Raw genomic sequence first — 18,407 nt, 5'->3', positions numbered from 1 at the left:
GCTATCCCCTTGGCGCGAAAGCCAGCGCGGCTTCCTGTGCTTTTTTCAGGCACTCTTTGCACACGGATTTAGGCAGATCAGGCAGCGTTGTTTCTTCGCTGGCAGGAGAATTCCAGACATGAACGCCACGGATGCTGGTTTTACCCGGCGAATGAATTTGGATATCACCCTGCGGCGTAATCCTGATGGTTGCGCCGCCACATCCCAGCACAATGCCGTTTTTCGCGGTCAGGCGCAGTTCACCATGAACGGTCTGCACGCTGATATCTTTCATCGCCGTCAGTCCGAGGGTATCGCCGTGCGATTCCACCGTCAGCGGACCCTGGCCCGACACCATGCGAATCCCTTCCTGCTGCGACAGCAGGGAAATCGCCTGGCTGGCGTTGACCTGAATGCGTTTGCCACTGGCAATGCTGGTTTCCATCTGGCTTTGCAGATGCAGAGTGCTGCCTGAGTTGAGCAGAATGCTTTTGGGGCTGACAACGCCAATGCCTTCTGGCGCACTCAGCAACATGGCAGGGGATTTGAGCTGGTCGACAGCGGCCAGATAAGCCCTGAGATGCGTGACATCAGGCTGGAGATTATGGTGCGACTGAGTGATCGACTGCCAGCCGCTCATCTGGCTGATCGCACCTTTGACCAGGCTTATTGCCGGTGTCATTTCCAGTACCGGTCCGGTTGCCGTGGCCTGCTTATCAGCCGTCAGGAAAAGGCCCTTGCCGGCTCGCAGCGTACCGGTGCTGTCTGTGCGCAGCTCAAACCCTTCGCCGCGCTTGCTACGTGAACTGTCGACGATATGTCCGAGTGAAAGTTGGCTCTTACCGCCAAATTCCGTCGACAGTTTGACATGTTCATATCCACGGCGATCCTCAAAGCGGAGTTTGTTGTTCGCCGGCGTCCTCAGCACATTGCGTTGATAGTTATAGAGATTGACATGATCTTCATGGCGAGAATCATGCACCGCGCAGAGAATGTAAGGTCTGTCAGGATCGCCGTTGGTGAAGGCAATCATCACCTGCGTTCCAGCTATCAGTGGAAAATGCCAGCCGTAGACATTGCCTGCATAGGGCTTCGCCAGCCGCACCGGTACACTTTCAAAACCAGACTGCCAGGATTCGTTTAGATCGAACTGAAAACGCACCCGATAGCGGCCATGTTCATCAAGTTCTGCATATTGCGCATTTTCTACCGGGCTGGTGACGCGAGCCAGCAGCGTGCCTGCAATGTGCGGCCAGCTTTTCAACGGTGGACGATAAGTGCTTTGCGGCCGAACGGGCACAGCGGTAAAGCGGATAACATAGGCGGTATCGCGCGAAATACGGGTTGATGAGGTAGACACTACCAGCAGGCCATCCGGCGCGTCTGGCCACTCTTTACCTTGTGGCGAGATCACCATGCCCGGACGGATATCCATGCCGTTGCTCATACCGTCGAAAGTGACCTGCTCGGTGATCAGGCGTTCCTGGCGACGTCTGACAAACCACTGTCCCTGTTCCGGTAGAGCCTGGTACTCCTTGCCGAGCAACTGATAGTTTTCACCATAGCGATACAGCTCTCCCGTAAGCGCAGGCTTATCAGGATCGGTTTCCGCTTGCGCCAGCATGTCATTTTGCGCGTTGCGGTAATACTCATCATTGAGTCGTGTGCTGGCGGCAACGGATTGGCGATTAACGGAAATATCCCAGAGAGATTCCAGGCCGCCATCAAATAACCCTGACGGATGGCGAAAGACGATGCTTTGCTCAGCACCATAGGCCTGCGCGCTGTCACCCAGTACCAGCACATCTCGGTGGTTTTCTTCATCCCAGGTGAAGTAATAAAAGACACCAATGCGCGACAGATGACGCTCTATAAAGGCGAGATCGCTCTCCGCATATGAGATATAGAAATCGCGAATCGGATATTGAGTATTCAGGCGAAAGTGATAATCCAGCGAGGAGTATTCCCAGCGTTTAAGGATATCCTCTACCGCACCCGGTACACTTTTATGCTGGTAAACGGCATAGGTCAGGCTGTTTTTTAGCAGCGCAAGGCGCGATTCCAGCGTGACCACATAACGTGTTTGGTCAGCAGAGGATTCGCACTGCTGGAAAGCGGTAACTACACCGCGCAAAATGCGGGGTTCCACTGACTGCCAGGGTTGGCCGTCAGGGTAAAACAATAACTGGGCCGTGCTGTTAATCAGAATATCGGCGGGAATATCGCGTGTAGCACTGGTGAGTTCAATACTGTACTTCCACGGCGAATTTAATGCCTCTTCACCGCTAAAACGCAGCACTGACAAAAGAATATCGGGACGCTGATTTTTCAGCGTCTGGATGCTCAGTTGATAGTGGCTGTATATTGGCGTCTTGCCAGCCGTAATCACAAAATCCCTCTTGCCCATTTACAGATTCCTTCCTGAAATTTGTTTGCCTGAAGCCTACCCTTTGACTAACAGATATTGCAGATGACCGTTCATGATGAAAGTGGCGAGAATAATGGCAACCAGCACACTGCTGCGAATAAGCCACGGAGAACGTTGCCAGAACGATGTTTTGTGTTTCGAGCGCTGGATAATTATTGCTGAGTCGGCAGATCCAATCTGCTTTGGCAATAGCGCTTTTAGCTGCTGCATCAGCAACTGGCGCTCCTCATCGTCTTCCGTTCGGTATTTTCCGGCATAACCCAAATGCAACATTCTATAGTAGCAGCTAATGGCGGCTTGAGCTGTTGCAGGTTCACGAAGCAGATTTTTGACGCGGTCAAAGAATTGCTCACCACCAATGAGGTGCCCGAGAAAGTGCCCCTGCAAAGGTGTGCGTTTCCACCAGGCAGAGATATCAGCTTGCGGAATGGTCATGATCAGTTCGTCGAGAAAGACGCAGTGCGCAAATTTGATTTCTTCGCAGAGAGAAGCGGATGCTCCCGCTGTCGTGAGGTGATGCTGAACCTGTTGAATCGTATTGAAGCAGCGCTGGTAGAGTGCATCATCAACCGTGATGGATTGCCCATTACGGATCGCGAGCGCCAATAGCCAGGTATCCTGCATCAGCTCATCGAGAGTATTCGCTGTGATGTTGTGTTGTGAAAACGTCATGGGCACCTTCCTGGTAACGCCTGAACATTGTTAATCCATTAATCCAATTACCGATTTCAATCGAGAAATGGCTGTTGCTCACGCTGCTTACTTAGCCGAGCAAAGGTGGACTCGCTGCCCTGAAAGAGCGATCTCCACCTACCAACGGCCCTGAGGATATTACAAGGAGTGATAGTTGATCAAACTAACAATTTGAGTTTGTGAAACAGGATTCCAATTTTCAGCAAGGATTTTCACTCGACATTACTAGCAATCCTAATGCGATTCAGTAACTGCGGTTTTTTATTTTACATTCTGATTTTGAACGATTTTTGATAATTTAATAAAGGGGAAGTCTGTTCTGCGTGAGTAATCATGCGGTGTGAAGATGTGAATGTTAATGATGAAAATAACGATCGATGAAACGTGATTACGTTAACAGTTTTGGCAGGTTAGGGGACATTGGCAAGGTCGATAAGGTCCAGCAAAAATTTAAGGGCCTGAGGTAGATTGGTATCGCTGAAGTGCGTTGGCAATACATCCCACCACTCAACGTTGTTAAACCACTGCTGAAATATTACTGCCGTTTTAACTCGTTCTTTTTAAGCATTAACTTTTCAATCAACTCATCCAACCCGCTCTCAACCAGCATCTCCACCGCATCACTCCTTGTCGTTTCACTCAATCGCACAACCTGGTCGATCTTCCTCAAAACAGACATGCGCAACGACAGCGACACCGCTTTCTTTTTCTCTTTATCCAGAAATACCCGGCTGACGGTTTCGCTCTGTTGCAGTTCGGCATTCAGTTTGAGCGCTTCATTAATATGGCGCAGACTTTTCTTGTCGAGTTTGCCGGGTTCAGTAAGTTGGTAGCAGTGGGTGAGGCGGCTGTATTTGATCTCCGCAGACCAGGATTCACGCAGCTCTTTTAGCGCGCGCGTCAGCGTGGGTTCGGAGCAGTCTAGCGAGGCGAGAATGCGGCTGGATGCAACCGGTTTGCCGCTGCTGAGCAGTGAGGCGAGCATAAATACGCGTGTCTGTCGGGTACTGAGTTGCATGGTCGATTGAGGCCTGCGTTAGTGGTCAATGGTCGGTATCGCCCTCCTGGCAAATGGTTTTCGACAGTATCAGAGGGTATTTAAATAACAGGTAAATAGGGTCCGAAAATTCCTACGTCCGGTTTGTGGTTCAGTGGTAACGCGGTGGGCATGAATGCCCACCCTGCGGGGGTTGTCAGGTTACCAGCATCAACGCGCCGTCTGAGCGGGTATCGGGTGCGATGCCGTATTCCTGCGCGCGCGCCAGGATGGCGGCGGCCCAGCGGCGATGCGTCGCCGGTTCGCACATCGCGCCCTGCGATTTGAATACCGCCTGGCTTGAATTGAGGATGCGGAAGGCATCCGCCTGATCGCTGGCGGAAACCATCAACATCTCCTGAATCTTGCCGATCTGGCTCGGGTGAATGGCGGTTTTGCCCACCAAACCGTGCGCGATATCCAGCGCCAGTTCCTGATCCATAATTTGCTGATCGTCGATGTGCTCGCACACCGGCGCGGTCAGCGCAAAATCCCGCGATGCAAATACCGCCACCAGCATTTTGATGGTGTAACCCATCGGGCTGTCATACAGCGTGAAGTGACGTGAACGGCGCAGCGACAGCACATTCATCAAATCGTTACCGCCGATGCGCAGGGCGATCACGCGCTCGCGGCAGGCATGGTTTTGCAGCGTGAGGGCCAGCTCGCGCATCGCCACCACGTCGAACACCTCTTCGGTTTCCAGCGTCGGCATCATGCACAGATGGCTCGGTTCAAGAATCTGCCACCACAGCGGCAAGGAGTCGGCGGTGAATTTCGGCAGCACAAAACCGTCTATCGCGCTGAGGTTGAGGTTTTCCACCAGCCACGCGCCCATTTCGCTGTTACGCGGACGGATAAACACCAGCGGCCACTGCGCGTTGCCATTGGCGCGCTGTTCGGCGTTCAACACATTTAAGATTTGCTGGAGATTGTGCAGCGCCTGCGGCAGATCCGCATCACTGACCGCATCTTCCAGGCAGATCACCAGCGAGCGCAACCCGCTAATTTTATTGTGCAGAATGGCATCGACGATATCGCTGCGCACCGCCGGCATATACAGCGTTGCGCCCAATCGCCATGGAGAGAGACGGCCGTTCATCACAGCACCTTTTTGATTATCGTCACGGCGCGGTATTGCCCAAGATCGGCTCCCGCTTCTGTGATGGTCAGCCCTTTTTGTTGGGCAAGATAGACCAGCAGCGCCACGTCGGGATCGTCCACCGAACGGACCAGCACCTGATCCGGCACGCGACGTAGCACGGCGCGCGTGGCTTCGGCGATGCCCGGCTTAATGCGGTTGATGCTGTTCACCTGATAACGCGCCGCCAGCATGGCGATCACCGCTTCACTTTGCGCCACCAGCTGCTGCTGATGTTGTGGATCCTGCTGGCACGCGGGCAGGGCGCTGACATCCAGCGATCGCGCATATTCCGCCACGGTGTTCACCAGCTGCTGGCTGCAATCGTATTGCGCCAGATGGTCGCATTGTACGCAGCCGTGCAAGCCCGCTTCAGACCACAATGATCGCGAGATCAACCCTGAAACCGGCGCGCCCATAATGCCAAACGGGATCAGCCAGTCATCATCGCTGGCCGAAAGCCACGCCCGACCGCACGGATCGGCCAGCACCACCAAGCGCGGCTGTGCCGGATAGCCGGGACGATGTTCGAGGCTGCGGATCAGCTCGCCGGTGATGGCGCCTTTGCCGGTCCAGCCATCGACGAACACAATGCCTGCGGTGCCGTGGCGCGCTTCGATGATCTCCAGCGCGGCCTGATCAATACCGCGATCGCGGATGATGCTAATGCCGTAATGGTAAGATTCGTGGCCCATCGCGCGCAGCGCCTGTTGCAGCATCACGCCGAGCGGCACGCCCGCGCGCACCAGGCTTGCTAGCACAATCGGCGTGTCGCCAAACTGGTGTGCCAGCGTCCGCGCCAGCATGGTGACTTCTTGCGCCAGGCGTCCGGCACCGGCGTCAAGCGCGCGGGAAAACAGCTCAAGGTGCCAGCGCGTCGGTTCCGGTTCCTGACTCAACATCTCGGAATAGTGGCGCGCGCCAGATTGGATCAGCTGCTCTTTTTGCTCCACCGGCGTCATGTCGATTTCAACCGGCTTCAGCAGAAATTCGACGTCGCCGGCTTGGTACGATCCAGAGAAAGGCAAGTTATTCACCATCTGTTTGTTCTCCGAATATGGCCTGGTTGATGCGTTCGGCAAACTGGCTCTGACGCGGAATGCCGTACCAGCTGCACAGCTTCATAAAGCGGTGATCGCTGAGGCTGTCGCCAAGGCCAATCACCGGGAAAACGCCGCGCTCGTTACGCAGCTTTTCCAGCAGGTAGCTGACGGCTAAGCCTTTTTCCACCACGTTCGGCAGCCAGGCGACGTTGTTGCTGTTGCGATGGATGTAATAGCCGGCGGTGGGGAAGCGTTGCTCGATTTCATCGGCGATGGCGTAAAGCTCTTCGAGGCGCGTGCTGTCGCGGTGCTTCATCACCAGATAGATCGGCGTGACGCCATATTCATAGTTGATGCGCGCCCAGCCGTTGATATCGCGCTCTGCCATCAGGTCGGTGATCGCCTGCTGCATCGAGAGCAGCGCCGGGCCGTACGGCGTCAGTTTTTCCAGCATCTGCGCGCGCCATTCGGCATCTTCCTCACCTTGCGGGTTGAGGATCACCGCGCCGTGCGTGGTCACCGCCCACGAACGAAAGGGGATCTGCACGCGGGCGATCTCTTCGGTGCCGCGCGCGGTGACCGGGATCAAATCGGCCTGCTCGATCATCCAGTCAACCAGCATCGACTGCTCTTCAGTCATAAAGCTGCGCGGCTGCAGGCTGAGATCGAGCGCGCCAGTACGGAACGGCTCAAGATCCAGCTCGTCCACCATTTTGCGGCGCGTCTGAAAAAGCGTGTCGTCAAGGTCGGAAAAAATCACCGGTTTATTCATAGCTGATCACCTCCACCTGTGGCGCAACCTTGCTCAGTGCCGTGGTTAGTAGCGGATCAAGGCTGTCGACCGGCGTTTCGATGCACAGCAAAATGCGGTCAAACTGCTGATGCGCCACGTTGTAAACGAAGTTGGCGATGCTGAGACCGTAGTTATCACCGAAGGCGATAGCCGATTCGATGGCAAATCCGGTAGCGATTGGCGAGCGCGTGGTGGAGCTGTATTTCACCTCTGCGCCTTGTGCCGCCAGACGTTCAGCCAGCAAGAAGGGTTCCCAGACAAATTCGCTGCTGCCGAGCACGAGAATTCTCTCTCCCGGCTGCGCCTGAATCGCGCAACCCAGATCGCCCGCTGGCGCTGCCATGCCGAGTCGGCCCCAGCGCTGTTTGCCGGTGATGGGCACGGTGGCGGCGTCGTTAAGCACCATCGCTGGCATCGGTGGCAGTGCGGCGTCGGGATCCTGCTGCCAGTGCCAGTCGCCTTGCACCAGCGACACGCTGCGCACCGGCACCGGACAGCGCGCGGATAACGCATCGCCGCTCCAGTCGGTGAGCGTGACGGCGATAACCTGCTCGATCTGCGTTAAGCCGCCGTCGTTGCGCAGCGCTTCGAGCAGGTTAATAAAGGTGTTGCCGGTGGTGGCTTCGTCATCAATCATCACCAGCGTGCGCGCGTTGAGCACGCGCTGACGCAGCTGCACATCATCGGGCAGGTAGATCAGATGATCGGTGGCGTGGCTGTGATTTTCTTTAAACTCGCACAGCAAATCCGCCTGCTGCGGATGGCGCGTCGAGGTGAGATACACCGGTTCGCTCACACGCTGGCGCACTTCATCAAACACGCCTGCGCCGAGGCCAACGGCGGTTTCCGCCATGCCGATAAACAGCACCGGGCCGTCAGAAAGCGGCGGAAACTGCTCCGCCAGTTGGCGATAAACGGCGCGCATTTTCTCCGGCGCCACCGGAATGTGGCGGCCAAGCACTTTACTGACGAACAAAAAAGCGCGTTTGGGATTGCGGCGCTCGGCGATCTCGAACAGATCGTCGATGGAGCTGATGCCGCCGGTAGGTGTGACGCTCAGCGTGCCGCATGACAGCGTCCTGCTCCAAAGTGTGGTCATGGATTGTTCCTTATTGAACTTGGTTGGACAGGACGGGGTTGTACGCCACCACATCGCTCAGCGCGCGGACGGTGGCTGGCGTGAAGTCGCGGCGGCCGTCGTCGATCACCTGCTGCTGACTGATCAAGCCTAGCTGGCGCAGGGCAAACAAGCCGGGAAGATTGACGCCGCTGAAGCGGGTGTAACCAATGCCGCCGGAAGGGCGCATATTGATCTCCAGTAATAGCGGTTTGCCGCTGGTATCATTGCGCGTCTGCACGTTGATCAATCCATCCGCGCCCATCGCAGCGGCACAGGCTAGCGCCAGTTCAAAGGCTTCGCCGCGGTTTTCCAGATACTGCAGCGCCCCTTCTTTGCGGCGCGCCACGGCGGCCAGCACCTTGCCGTTTTCCGCCAGCATATCAACCGAATATTCCGGGCCTGGCAGATACGGCATCAGAACCAGCGGCTCCATGCTGTCGGCGGCCTCCAGCGCCTGTAAGTAATATTCGGCTTTCACCCGGCGTGCGTCGGGATGGGTAAACGGCGCCATCGGCGAGACGCTTTCATCAAACTGCCAGAATCCCATGCCATAAATACCGGTAACCGGCTTTACGCACAGCGGCAGATCGCCAAAGGGTTTACCGGCGATCAGCTCACGCAACTGTACGGGCGAATCCACGCGCAGTGAAGGCACCACCGGCAAATTCAGGCTTTTCATATGGTGGGCAAACGCGACTTTGTCATCGGCCAGATCCAGCATCGCAACATCGCGTGCGCCAGTGGTTAAGCGCGCACCGCTGGCTTCGATAGCGGCGCGATGGGCTTCAAACCAATGAGCATGTCGACCGGTATGGATCGCCTGAATGGCATATTTTTCTACGGTAGAAAGAATAAATTTGAGGCGCTGATTAACATCACCGGGTTCAATTAATGCATGATCCGCCAGAGAAAGTATTTCATTACGCGATTGGCGATGTGATGCATAAATCGACACGTTGTAGTTATGTTTTTTTGCTGCAGATGTTATGCCATTAATTATATCGCGCTGGGAGGATAAACCTTCCATTAGCCAAATTTTGTGAGACATTTCTAATTATTTCCGCAAGAGGCTGGTGGCTGGGTTATGGTTTGCGAGTTTATTTCTCACTTTGAAATGAGTCAATCATAATATGATTTTTTACCCTAACGTAACCTTATGAATTTTAATGTAAAGAATTGTCATGTTTAGTGCGTTGCTGGTTCGGGCTGGATTCTTTTAAGTTGTTCTTCTGCAAGGATTTATTGTATTTCATAAAATTGCTGTGAAAATTAATGCTGAACATGAATATCCTCATGTTATGATTTTGCCCTCATGGAATTTGTTGCAAATATAAAACCCTTTTCAAACCTGTTTGAAGGAATTATGACATGGTTTCATTAAGCAAGAATCAGACGGTTTCACTCAGCAAACAAACCGCTTCGCTGAATAAATTACATTTCGGCTTAGGCTGGGATCCCATTAAAAAGAAAGGCTTCATGGGCAAGCTTTTTGGTGGTGGCAGCGATTCCATCGATCTGGATGCCAGCTGCGTATTATTGGATCAATCCGGTCATGCCATTGATACCATCTGGTTCCGCGCATTAACCTCCAAATGTGGTGCGGTGAAACACAGCGGTGATAATCGTACTGGCGAAGGCGATGGCGACGATGAAGTGATCATCGTTGAGTTGTCACGTCTGCCAGCTAACGTTGAGTATCTGGCGTTCACCGTGAACAGCTTCCAGGGTCAAACCTTCAATGAAGTGGAAAATGCCTTCTGCCGCGTGGTGGATCAAAACGGCAAAGAGCTGGCGCGCTATGAGCTGACTGAGCAAGGCAGCCATACCGGCATCGTGATTGCTTCGCTGCACCGCAACGGCGGACTGTGGGACTTCACGGCGCATGGCCGCGCGAGTGCCGGCCGTACCATTGACGCGATGCAAAACGACATCGTTGCCGCAGTGGTGCGCTAATGAATATGACGCCGGGGAGCAATGCTCCCGTTCCCGCTAATCTGCTGACGGTGCGCGTGCTCGCTGGCGCCGCCGTTGATGCTTCGGCCTTTCGTCTGTTCGCCAGCGGCAAAGTCAATGGCGATGCCGATATGGTGTTCTACGGTCAGCCGGATAACGATGACCGCACCATCAGCCTGAAAAGCGAAGGGCACAACTCCGCCTTCTCTGTCGATCTCACCCGCCTGCGTCCTGAGGTGCAGAAAGTGGCCTTTACCGTTACCTGTGACGGCGGCCGCAACGTGTCGGGTTTGCAACGTCTGGCGATTCAGGTGGAGCAGAGCGGTGAAGTGTTGCTGAATGGCAGCGTGGAGCTGGTAGGACGTCAGGAAGCAGCGTTGATCCTCGGCGAACTTTACCGCCGTAATAATGAGTGGAAATTCCGCTTTATTGCGCAGGGTTTCAACGGCGGCTTAAAGCCGCTGGCGGAACATTTTGGTGTGGATGTGGCTGAACCCGCGCCTGCCCCAACGCCTGCGCCTGCACCGCAGACGGCACCGGCTCCAGCACCGACACCCGCGCCGGCAAAAATCAATCTGAGCAAAGTGTCTCTTACCAAAGAGAAGCCAGCCATCAGCCTGACCAAGCGCGATAACTTCGGTGAGATCCGCATCAATCTGAACTGGCACCGTGAAACCAGCAGTGGCGGCGGGTTGCGCGGATTGTTCGGCGGCAACAAAGGCGTGGATCTCGATCTCGGCGCCTTCGTTGAGCTGCAAGACGGCTCGCGCGGTGTGATCCAGGCGCTGGGCGGCAATTTTGGCGCCATGCATGCCAAACCTTTCGTACACTTGCAGGGCGACGATCGCACCGGCGAAGTGACCGACGGCGAATGGCTGCACATCAACGGTCGCGAATGGAGTCAGATTCGCGAGGTATTAATTTTCGCCTTCATCTATCAAGGTGCGGCGAGCTGGGACAAAACGGATGGCGTAGTCACGCTGCACATTCCAGACCAGCCTCCGATTGAAACGCGTATGACTGAAGGGGAGAACCGCCGCAACATGTGTGCGATTGCTCGCCTGGTCAATGAGAACGGCAGTATCCGCGTCGAGCGTATCAATCAGTTCTTTAACGGGCATTCCGATATGGACAAAGCTTTCGGTTGGGGATTCAACTGGCGAGCTGGCTCCAAATAATAACAGACAGAGGATTCACTATGAGCTTTTTCAACAAGGTCAAAGGGGCATTTAATTCCGGCCGCGATGAATTAACCAAACAGGTTAGCCGCTTTAAGAACAAGAAATTTATGCAAGGCACCGTCGCGGTGTGCGCACGCATTGCGGTGGCAGACGGCGGCGTGAGCGCGGAAGAGAAGCAGAAGATGATCGGTTTTCTGCGCGCCTCCGAAGAGTTGAAAGTCTTTGATACCAATGAAGTGATTGAGTTCTTCAACAAACTGGTGAGCAGCTTTGATTTCGATCTGGAAATCGGCAAGGGCGAAACCATGAAGTACATCATGGCGTTGAAAGATCAGCCGGAAGCCGCACAGTTGGCGATCCGCGTAGGTATTGCTGTCGGTAAGAGTGATGGTGATTTTGATGCTGACGAGCAGAAAGCGGTGCGCGAAATCGCCGTCGCTTTGGGCTTTGATCCAGCAATATTTGGTCTGTAATTTTTATCTTTTAAGGGTTCATCATGGTGTCTACGCACATTGGCTTCCCAACTGAAACAGTCGCGGTTTTCATCGCGCTGTCGGTGGGCGCTATTTTTATCGACCTGTTCATGCACCGCGGCGACAAGCCGATTTCGCTGAAAAGCGCGGCGCTGTGGTCAGTGTTCTGGGTGGCGGTGGCGATGGGTTTCGCCGGCTTCCTCTATATCCATCACGGCGCTGAAGTTGCCAGCCTGTTCGTGACCGGTTATGCGCTGGAGAAAGTACTCTCCGTCGATAACCTGTTCGTGATGATGGCGATCTTCTCGTGGTTTGCCGTTCCGGACCGCTATCGTCACCGCGTGCTTTACTGGGGCATCATCGGTGCCATCGTTTTCCGTGGCATCTTCGTGGCGATCGGTACCGGCTTGCTGAGCCTTGGTCCGTATGTCGAAATCGTGTTTGCGCTGATCGTCGCGTGGACGGCGGTAATGATGCTGAAAAGCGGCGATGACAGCGACGAGATCGAAGATTACTCGCAGCACCTTGCTTATCGCATGGTGAAGCGCTTCTTCCCAATCTGGCCAAAAATGCGCGGTAACGCCTTCCTGCTGAATCAGAAGGAAGTTGATGAAGAGCTGCAGAAGCCAGAAAACAAAGACGTAGCGATTGGTCGCGGCAAGAAAGCGGCACTGTATGCCACGCCGTTGATGCTGTGTGTGGCGGTGGTTGAACTCTCTGACGTGATGTTCGCCTTTGACTCCGTGCCGGCGATTATCGCAGTAAGCCGTGAACCGCTGATCGTTTATAGCGCCATGATGTTCGCCATCCTCGGCTTGCGTACACTGTACTTCGTACTTGAAGCATTGAAGCAGTATCTGGTTCACCTCGAGAAAGCCGTCATCGTGCTGCTGTTCTTCATCGCGGTGAAACTGGGTCTGAATGCTACCGATCATATCTGGCATCACGGCTACAGCATCTCTGCTAGCGCCAGCTTGTTTGTGGTACTCGGCGTGTTAGCGGTCGGTATCGTACTCAGCGTGATGTTCCCCGGTAAGCCCGAGGAAAAAGAAGAGAGCTGATCTTCTGCCAGCAATGAGTCTGAAAAATCATTAACCAAGAGGTAATTACAATGAGCGTTTCTCTTTCTAAAGGCGGTAACGTTTCGCTGAGCAAAGCGGCACCAACCATGAAAAACGTCCTCGTTGGCCTTGGCTGGGATGCACGTTCCACCGATGGTCAGGACTTTGACCTTGATGCGTCAGCGTTCTTGCTGTCCGCCAGCGGCAAAGTCCGCGGCGATGCTGACTTTATTTTCTACAACAATCTGGTCTCTTCCGACGGTTCCGTTTCTCACACCGGTGACAACCGTACTGGTGCAGGCGATGGCGATGATGAATCGCTGAAAATCAAACTGGATTTGATCCCGGCTGACGTCGACAAGATTGTGTTTGTGGTCACCATCCACGATGCGCAGACCCGTCGTCAGAGCTTTGGCCAGGTTTCCGGCGCGTTTATCCGCCTGGTGAACGATGACGATCGCAGTGAAGTGGCGCGTTACGATTTGACCGAAGATGCCTCAACTGAAACCGCGATGCTGTTTGGTGAGCTGTACCGTAACGGCGCCGAGTGGAAATTCCGCGCGGTAGGCCAGGGTTATGCCGGCGGCCTCGCTTCGGTATGTGCTCAGTACGGTATCAACGCGTCTTAATTATCACGGGCAGCTTCGCGCTGCCCGCATCATCCAATTAAAAGCAGGAGCTTTAAAATGGCAGTTTCTCTGGTAAAAGGCGGTAACGTTTCCCTGACTAAAGAAGCACCCACCATGAATGTTGCCATGGCGGGTCTGGGTTGGGATGCACGTGTAACAGATGGTCAGGATTTCGACCTCGACGCGTCAGTATTTATGGTCGGTGACGACGGTAAAGTGCTGAGCGATGCCAGCTTCATCTTCTTCAACAACAAGCAGAGCGCTTGTGGTTCCGTTGAGCATCAGGGCGATAACCGCACCGGTGCCGGCGATGGCGATGACGAGCAGGTTAAAATTACCCTGTCTAAAGTACCGGCTGAGGTGAAGAAGCTGGTCTTCGCGGTGACCATTTATGATGCCGAAGCGCGTAAGCAGAACTTCGGCATGGTGAGCAACAGCTTCATGCGTATCTTCAATAATGACAGCGGTGCTGAAATCGCCCGTTTTGACCTGTCTGAAGATGCGTCTACCGAAACCGCGATGGTGTTCGGTGAGCTGTATCGCAATGGTGCCGAGTGGAAATTCAAAGCCGTTGGTCAGGGCTTCGCAGGCGGCCTGTCAGCGCTGGCTTCCCAGCACGGCGTGAGCGTCTGATTCAAAGCATTTTATCAAAGCCCCGGCTGGTCCGGGGCTTTTTATTATCCAAAGGACGCATCCTTAACAGGAGGTTAAAACTATGATGTTACAACCGGGCCAGAACCTGCCGCTGAACACCACCGAACTGACGTTGCGCCTGCACTATGCTGCTTCATCCACGTTGCGCGGCGATGTGGATACCAGTGTTTTCCTGCTCGATGCCGCTGGCAAAGTGAGTGGCGATGCCGATTTCATCTTCTTCAATCAGCCCACAACCGCCAATCGCAGTGTGGTCATGCAGAGCACGCCGCAAGGCTGCACCATTAATCTGGATCTGATGAAGATTGCCGCCAGCGTCAGTAAAATCGCCGTCGCCTTAGTGATTGACGGCGACGAGGCGATCAATGCGCTCAACAGCCTGAGCTTAACCGCTGAAGATATTGCCCAATTCAGCCCGGAAACGCACGGGCGCGGGGAGAAGGCGCTGATTCTGGCCGAAGTTTATCGTCACAATGGCGGCTGGAAGCTGCGCGCTCTGGGGCAGGGATTCAACGGCGGGCTCGAACCACTGGCGCGTCATTATGGCGTGGATATCGCCCAGCCCGATCCTCAGCCAGCCGCGCCAACGGTGGTGAGCCTGGAGAAAAAGCTGCAACAGAAAGCGCCACGATTAGTGAGCCTGGCGAAAAACGCCAGCGTTAGCCTGAGCAAATACCAGCTACAAACGGTGAAAGCGAAGGTGGCATTTGTACTGGACGCCTCGGGTTCGATGAAAGGGCAGTTTAGTAAGGGCAACGTGCAGGCCGTATTAGATCGCATTGCGGTGCTGGCGGCGCAGTTTGATGATGACGGTTCGATGGATGTCTGGGGCTTCGGTCAGCAGCACGCGAAATATCCCGATGTAACCCTGGATAATCTTGATGGCTACATCGCCACCATCCAGCGTGGCGGCAAGACATCGGCGTGGGAGATTTTACCAGGACTGGGCGGCACTAATAATGAACCGCCGGTCATGGAAGAGCTGATTGATACCTTTAGGCACAGCGATCTGCCAGTGTACGTGGTTTTCATTACCGACGGCGGCATCAGCAAAACCCGCGCCATCAAAGAGGCGATTCGCCGCTCGGCTAACTATCCCATCTTCTGGAAATTTGTCGGCCTCGGCGGCAGTAATTATGGCATTTTGCAGGATTTGGATAACTTCAACGATCGCCGCATCGACAACACCCATTTCTTCGCCATCGACAACTTTGCCAGCCTGGCGGAAGACCGGTTATACGATTTGCTGCTGGAGGAGTTTAAGCCGTGGCTGGATGCAGCAAAGGCTGACCGGATTTATTGATCAGCCCGAATTGTGCGCCTAAGGATCCAGACGCAGCATGCGCAGTTTTTCCATTGGCACGCGGCGTTTTTTCCACGTTGGATGGAAATGACGCCAGTGTGGATCCTGCGCGGCGGCCAGTAACTCAAAATCACCGCGCGTATCGCCCCAGGCGCGCAGGTGATAGTTATGCAGCGGGCCGTAAACGCTTTCCAGTCGCTTGACCTTTTGCCCGCAGCGGCAGTTATGGCCGGTAATTTTACCAGTAAGAATGCCGTCAACGACTTCTAATTGGGTACCGATCAGATTGATGCCCAGACGCTCGGCGAACGGTTCTAATACCATCGCCGGCGAGGCGGAACAGATGGTCACTTCGGCGCTGGAGTTCACTTCGGCGGCAACCGCTAACAGCCCGGCTGGGCGCATTAGCTTATTCCAGTTTGCCGCGCAGAAAAGTTGCGCCTGCTGGCGAATCCATTGCTCCTCAACGCCGGTTAAAAAGGTGTGAATCAACACTTCTTTTAACTCATCACGCGTTAGCTTTTTCCGCATGCAGCGCAGCGTAGGGAATGCCAGTTTGGCAATTTTGCGTGCGAACGCGCGCTTGCCAAAGCTGAAACGCAGAAAGGGGATGAAGCTGTCGTGAATGGTCAGCGTGCCGTCAAAATCGAAGACTGACAGAACCTGATTTTCACGCGCTAAGGAGGATTCCATGGACATGTTGTTCTCTTTTGTCGCAAGCCGTAATCAATGCCACGATGATAGCAAATGGCTGGCCGATATTCTCATGCGTGAATGCGGCTACCGATAAACGGTAGCCGTTTGAAACGCTTACTCGCGGATTTTGCCCTCTTCCTCGCGGGTTTTACCCTCTTCGATAAACTCTTCGTCAATCTCTTCAGAGTTCTCACGGTTATCGCGACCAGAAAGCAGATTCCAGCAGGCAATAAACAGCGCGGCGATCAGCGGACCAATGACAAAGCCGTTGATGCCGTACACTTCCATGCCGCCCAGCGTGGAGATCAGGATCAGATAGTCCGGCATTTTGGTGTCTTTACCGACCAGCAGCGGACGCAGAATATTATCCACCAGTCCAACCACCACCACGAAGAAGCCAATCAGGAACAGCGCTTTCCAGATGGCGCTGGTGGCGAAAAAGAAGATGGTTGCTGGTACCCAGACAATGGCGGAACCGACCGCCGGAATCAGTGACAGGAACGCCATCAAGGTGCCCCACAGCAAGCTGCCATCAATGCCGGTGATCCAGAAGGCGATGCCGCCCAGCACACCTTGTACCACCGCAACCACCACCGTGCCTTTGACCGTGGCGCGCGATACCGCTGCGAACTTCATCAGCAGGTGATGTTTCACGTAGGTTGAAAGCGGCAGCGCTTCCAGAATTAAATTCACCAGCCAGGCGCCATCTTTCAACAGGAAGAACAGCAGATAGAGCATCACGCCAAAGCCAACGGTAAAGGTGAAGGTCCCTTTACCGATCAGGAACACGCTGCCCGCCATGTATTGGCCGCCTTTCAGCGCAAAGCCAGAGAGCTTCTGCTGAATCTCCTGCGCGTTGTTCAGGTTGTTATCGGCGAGGTAGTTGCGTGCCCAGGAAGGCAGATGCTGCAGCAGATCGGCAAACACCGCAGGGAACTGCGCGGAGTTGTTCTGCAGCTTGGTATAGACGGTGTTAACTTCAACCACCATTGAAGAGGTGATCAGCGCCAGCGGCGTGAACACCATCAGGCAGATAATCAGCAACGTAGCGAACGAAGCCAGACCATTGCGATCGCCCATTTTACGGCGCAGCAGCGACTTCAGTGGATGGAAGATCACCGCCAGAATCGCGGCCCAGAAAATGGCAGAAAAATAGGGTGTCAGCACATCAAAAAAGGCGAAGGTGACGATCGCCAAAATAACGATAAAGAAGCCTAAATTAAGTCCTTTAATACGCATTACATAGTCTCGTCAGTAGATAGGGCGAATGAACTATAGAACGCTTAACGGGGAAAGTAATGTTTTTAGGATCGATGGTTCGCTCAAGCTCGTGAAGAGAGCAGACACAAGATGTCCCGATTTGTCCGCCTGATGTCTGTTCACTGGCTGGCGCGGCAGCACTATTACGGTGATGATGGTGGCTGAAACTCACCGGAGGAAATCATGCTGGAACTACGTCCTAACTGCGAATGCTGCGATAGAGATCTGCCGCCGGAGTCGCTTGAGGCGCGCATCTGTTCATTTGAATGCACGTTCTGTGTGGCGTGCGCGGAAGGTATCCTGGCGCAGCGCTGCCCGAATTGCAGCGGTGAGCTGGTGCGTCGACCGATTCGTCCTGCTGCAGCGTTAGCACGTCATCCGGCGTCCTCAACGCGCCATTTATCTTCTTCATGAGATAGTGAGCGTGCAAACGAATATTCTGCTCATGTAAACGTTTACCCTAAATAGTTTATCAGGCTGCCTCGTGATATTTAAACGTTACGCAAGCAGGGTAATTTTGAGCACGATAGTAATCACCGCTGTGTATTAATGTTGGTGATAAACAATCCGGGCCTAATAAGGAGCAGTAATTGTTAAATACTCATCAGGTTGCGCGTGTGGCGTGCTGGAATTAAAAGGCTTAAGACGTTAATGGTGTTGTTTTTAAAGGGATATTTACCATTTCTGATAGCGTGGATTAGCTGCTTGAAAGCCTAATTAATGTGTCTTTGCTGAATCTGGTCAGAGCACAGACCTTATTTATCCTGAAACAACGTTCCTAAAATAATATTTTTCTGTCATTTATTTTTTGCGTATTTTTCTGAAAAATAGCCCTTTTCAAAAGAAGTTTTCAATTTTAAATGGTATTGTTTGCTGGCAATGCTAGTGATGTGGCGTTGTGTGCTTCAGTTTTACCCTCACTTTTGCAGGGTTTACCCCTTTATGCAATTTATGGAAATTGAAT

General features: G+C 53.9%; 18 protein-coding genes. 8 read left to right on the top strand and 10 right to left on the bottom strand.

Annotation, left to right across the window (positions count from 1 at the left end; translation table 11 throughout):
• Position 1: 1 nt before the first annotated feature.
• From PZBJ_RS16015 to PZBJ_RS15980, 8 genes are all read right to left on the bottom strand, one after another.
• Complete coding sequence (locus tag PZBJ_RS16015) at positions 2-2,386, bottom strand: type VI secretion system Vgr family protein (protein WP_101763285.1); 2,385 nt, start codon at positions 2,384-2,386, stop codon at positions 2-4.
• 36 nt (positions 2,387-2,422) lie between these two features.
• The gene (tssL, locus tag PZBJ_RS16010; RefSeq protein ID WP_101763284.1) at positions 2,423-3,079 is read right to left on the bottom strand and encodes a type VI secretion system protein TssL, short form; all 657 of its coding nucleotides are present in this window, start codon (positions 3,077-3,079) and stop codon (positions 2,423-2,425) included.
• 556 nt (positions 3,080-3,635) lie between these two features.
• Positions 3,636-4,118, bottom strand: a complete 483-nt coding sequence (locus PZBJ_RS16005; protein ID WP_101763283.1) for a tellurium resistance protein TerW — start codon at positions 4,116-4,118, stop codon at positions 3,636-3,638.
• A gap of 175 nt (positions 4,119-4,293) precedes the next feature.
• On the bottom strand, positions 4,294-5,238 hold the full coding sequence (locus PZBJ_RS16000) for an HpcH/HpaI aldolase/citrate lyase family protein (RefSeq protein WP_101763282.1): 945 nt from the start codon (positions 5,236-5,238) through the stop codon (positions 4,294-4,296).
• On the bottom strand, positions 5,238-6,317 hold the full coding sequence (locus PZBJ_RS15995; protein WP_101763281.1) for a cysteine protease StiP family protein: 1,080 nt from the start codon (positions 6,315-6,317) through the stop codon (positions 5,238-5,240). The genes PZBJ_RS16000 and PZBJ_RS15995 overlap by 1 nt, the downstream gene beginning before the upstream one ends.
• On the bottom strand, positions 6,307-7,092 hold the full coding sequence (locus PZBJ_RS15990) for an HAD family hydrolase (RefSeq protein WP_101763319.1): 786 nt from the start codon (positions 7,090-7,092) through the stop codon (positions 6,307-6,309). Before PZBJ_RS15990 ends, PZBJ_RS15995 begins: the two co-directional genes overlap by 11 nt.
• Complete coding sequence (locus PZBJ_RS15985) at positions 7,085-8,212, bottom strand: phosphoribosyltransferase domain-containing protein (protein ID WP_101763280.1); 1,128 nt, start codon at positions 8,210-8,212, stop codon at positions 7,085-7,087. The genes PZBJ_RS15990 and PZBJ_RS15985 overlap by 8 nt, the downstream gene beginning before the upstream one ends.
• Before the next feature lie 10 nt (positions 8,213-8,222).
• Positions 8,223-9,281, bottom strand: a complete 1,059-nt coding sequence (locus PZBJ_RS15980; protein ID WP_101763279.1) for an ATP-grasp domain-containing protein — start codon at positions 9,279-9,281, stop codon at positions 8,223-8,225.
• A 320-nt stretch (positions 9,282-9,601) separates the two neighbouring features.
• On the opposite strand from PZBJ_RS15980, the gene PZBJ_RS15975 reads away from it, so the two are divergent.
• From PZBJ_RS15975 to PZBJ_RS15945, 7 genes are all read left to right on the top strand, one after another.
• Positions 9,602-10,186, top strand: a complete 585-nt coding sequence (locus tag PZBJ_RS15975; RefSeq protein WP_101763278.1) for a TerD family protein — start codon at positions 9,602-9,604, stop codon at positions 10,184-10,186.
• Positions 10,186-11,364, top strand: coding sequence for a TerD family protein (locus PZBJ_RS15970; RefSeq protein ID WP_101763277.1), 1,179 nt, complete (start codon positions 10,186-10,188; stop codon positions 11,362-11,364). Before PZBJ_RS15975 ends, PZBJ_RS15970 begins: the two co-directional genes overlap by 1 nt.
• Positions 11,365-11,384: 20 nt before the next feature.
• Positions 11,385-11,840: a tellurite resistance TerB family protein gene (locus PZBJ_RS15965; RefSeq protein ID WP_101763276.1), complete on the top strand. Its 456-nt coding sequence runs from the start codon at positions 11,385-11,387 to the stop codon at positions 11,838-11,840.
• A gap of 23 nt (positions 11,841-11,863) precedes the next feature.
• Positions 11,864-12,901 (top strand): TerC/Alx family metal homeostasis membrane protein, encoded by a 1,038-nt coding sequence (locus tag PZBJ_RS15960; RefSeq protein ID WP_008103746.1) that lies wholly within the window; start codon positions 11,864-11,866, stop codon positions 12,899-12,901.
• Between the two features lie 50 nt (positions 12,902-12,951).
• Positions 12,952-13,530, top strand: a complete 579-nt coding sequence (locus tag PZBJ_RS15955) for a TerD family protein (protein WP_008103744.1) — start codon at positions 12,952-12,954, stop codon at positions 13,528-13,530.
• A 57-nt stretch (positions 13,531-13,587) separates the two neighbouring features.
• On the top strand, positions 13,588-14,163 hold the full coding sequence (locus PZBJ_RS15950; RefSeq protein ID WP_101763275.1) for a TerD family protein: 576 nt from the start codon (positions 13,588-13,590) through the stop codon (positions 14,161-14,163).
• An 82-nt stretch (positions 14,164-14,245) separates the two neighbouring features.
• Complete coding sequence (locus tag PZBJ_RS15945) at positions 14,246-15,487, top strand: vWA domain-containing protein (protein WP_101763274.1); 1,242 nt, start codon at positions 14,246-14,248, stop codon at positions 15,485-15,487.
• Between the two features lie 18 nt (positions 15,488-15,505).
• Here the strand turns inward: PZBJ_RS15945 and PZBJ_RS15940 are convergent, their stop codons facing one another.
• Together PZBJ_RS15940 and PZBJ_RS15935 are read right to left on the bottom strand one after the other, a co-directional pair.
• Positions 15,506-16,186, bottom strand: a complete 681-nt coding sequence (locus PZBJ_RS15940; protein WP_101763273.1) for an HAD family hydrolase — start codon at positions 16,184-16,186, stop codon at positions 15,506-15,508.
• A gap of 111 nt (positions 16,187-16,297) precedes the next feature.
• On the bottom strand, positions 16,298-17,422 hold the full coding sequence (locus PZBJ_RS15935; RefSeq protein ID WP_101763272.1) for an AI-2E family transporter: 1,125 nt from the start codon (positions 17,420-17,422) through the stop codon (positions 16,298-16,300).
• A gap of 204 nt (positions 17,423-17,626) precedes the next feature.
• Here PZBJ_RS15935 and PZBJ_RS15930 point away from each other — a divergent pair, with 204 nt between their 5' ends.
• Complete coding sequence (locus PZBJ_RS15930; RefSeq protein ID WP_101763271.1) at positions 17,627-17,857, top strand: DUF1272 domain-containing protein; 231 nt, start codon at positions 17,627-17,629, stop codon at positions 17,855-17,857.
• The last annotated feature ends 550 nt before the right edge of the window (positions 17,858-18,407 follow it).

The organism is Pantoea endophytica, assembly GCF_002858935.1.
Taxonomy (GTDB): Bacteria; Pseudomonadota; Gammaproteobacteria; order Enterobacterales; family Enterobacteriaceae; genus Pantoea; species Pantoea leporis.
Note: the sequence above shows the minus strand (reverse complement) of the source record. Positions and strands in the feature narration are given on the sequence as shown.

Bases quoted from the DNA above. Each gene is read 5' to 3' on its own strand.
- PZBJ_RS15930 (WP_101763271.1), top strand. From the start codon at position 17,627: ATGCTGGAACTACGTCCTAACTGCGAATGCTGCGATAGAGATCTGCCG.
- tssL (WP_101763284.1), bottom strand. From the start codon at position 3,079: ATGACGTTTTCACAACACAACATCACAGCGAATACTCTCGATGAGCTG.
- PZBJ_RS15970 (WP_101763277.1), top strand. From the start codon at position 10,186: ATGAATATGACGCCGGGGAGCAATGCTCCCGTTCCCGCTAATCTGCTG.
- PZBJ_RS15945 (WP_101763274.1), top strand. From the start codon at position 14,246: ATGATGTTACAACCGGGCCAGAACCTGCCGCTGAACACCACCGAACTG.
- PZBJ_RS16015 (WP_101763285.1), bottom strand. From the start codon at position 2,386: ATGGGCAAGAGGGATTTTGTGATTACGGCTGGCAAGACGCCAATATAC.
- PZBJ_RS15960 (WP_008103746.1), top strand. From the start codon at position 11,864: ATGGTGTCTACGCACATTGGCTTCCCAACTGAAACAGTCGCGGTTTTC.
- PZBJ_RS15955 (WP_008103744.1), top strand. From the start codon at position 12,952: ATGAGCGTTTCTCTTTCTAAAGGCGGTAACGTTTCGCTGAGCAAAGCG.
- PZBJ_RS15995 (WP_101763281.1), bottom strand. From the start codon at position 6,317: ATGGTGAATAACTTGCCTTTCTCTGGATCGTACCAAGCCGGCGACGTC.
- PZBJ_RS15950 (WP_101763275.1), top strand. From the start codon at position 13,588: ATGGCAGTTTCTCTGGTAAAAGGCGGTAACGTTTCCCTGACTAAAGAA.
- PZBJ_RS15985 (WP_101763280.1), bottom strand. From the start codon at position 8,212: ATGACCACACTTTGGAGCAGGACGCTGTCATGCGGCACGCTGAGCGTC.
- PZBJ_RS16005 (WP_101763283.1), bottom strand. From the start codon at position 4,118: ATGCAACTCAGTACCCGACAGACACGCGTATTTATGCTCGCCTCACTG.
- PZBJ_RS15940 (WP_101763273.1), bottom strand. From the start codon at position 16,186: ATGTCCATGGAATCCTCCTTAGCGCGTGAAAATCAGGTTCTGTCAGTC.
- PZBJ_RS15980 (WP_101763279.1), bottom strand. From the start codon at position 9,281: ATGTCTCACAAAATTTGGCTAATGGAAGGTTTATCCTCCCAGCGCGAT.
- PZBJ_RS15965 (WP_101763276.1), top strand. From the start codon at position 11,385: ATGAGCTTTTTCAACAAGGTCAAAGGGGCATTTAATTCCGGCCGCGAT.
- PZBJ_RS15935 (WP_101763272.1), bottom strand. From the start codon at position 17,422: ATGCGTATTAAAGGACTTAATTTAGGCTTCTTTATCGTTATTTTGGCG.
- PZBJ_RS15990 (WP_101763319.1), bottom strand. From the start codon at position 7,092: ATGAATAAACCGGTGATTTTTTCCGACCTTGACGACACGCTTTTTCAG.
- PZBJ_RS15975 (WP_101763278.1), top strand. From the start codon at position 9,602: ATGGTTTCATTAAGCAAGAATCAGACGGTTTCACTCAGCAAACAAACC.
- PZBJ_RS16000 (WP_101763282.1), bottom strand. From the start codon at position 5,238: ATGAACGGCCGTCTCTCTCCATGGCGATTGGGCGCAACGCTGTATATG.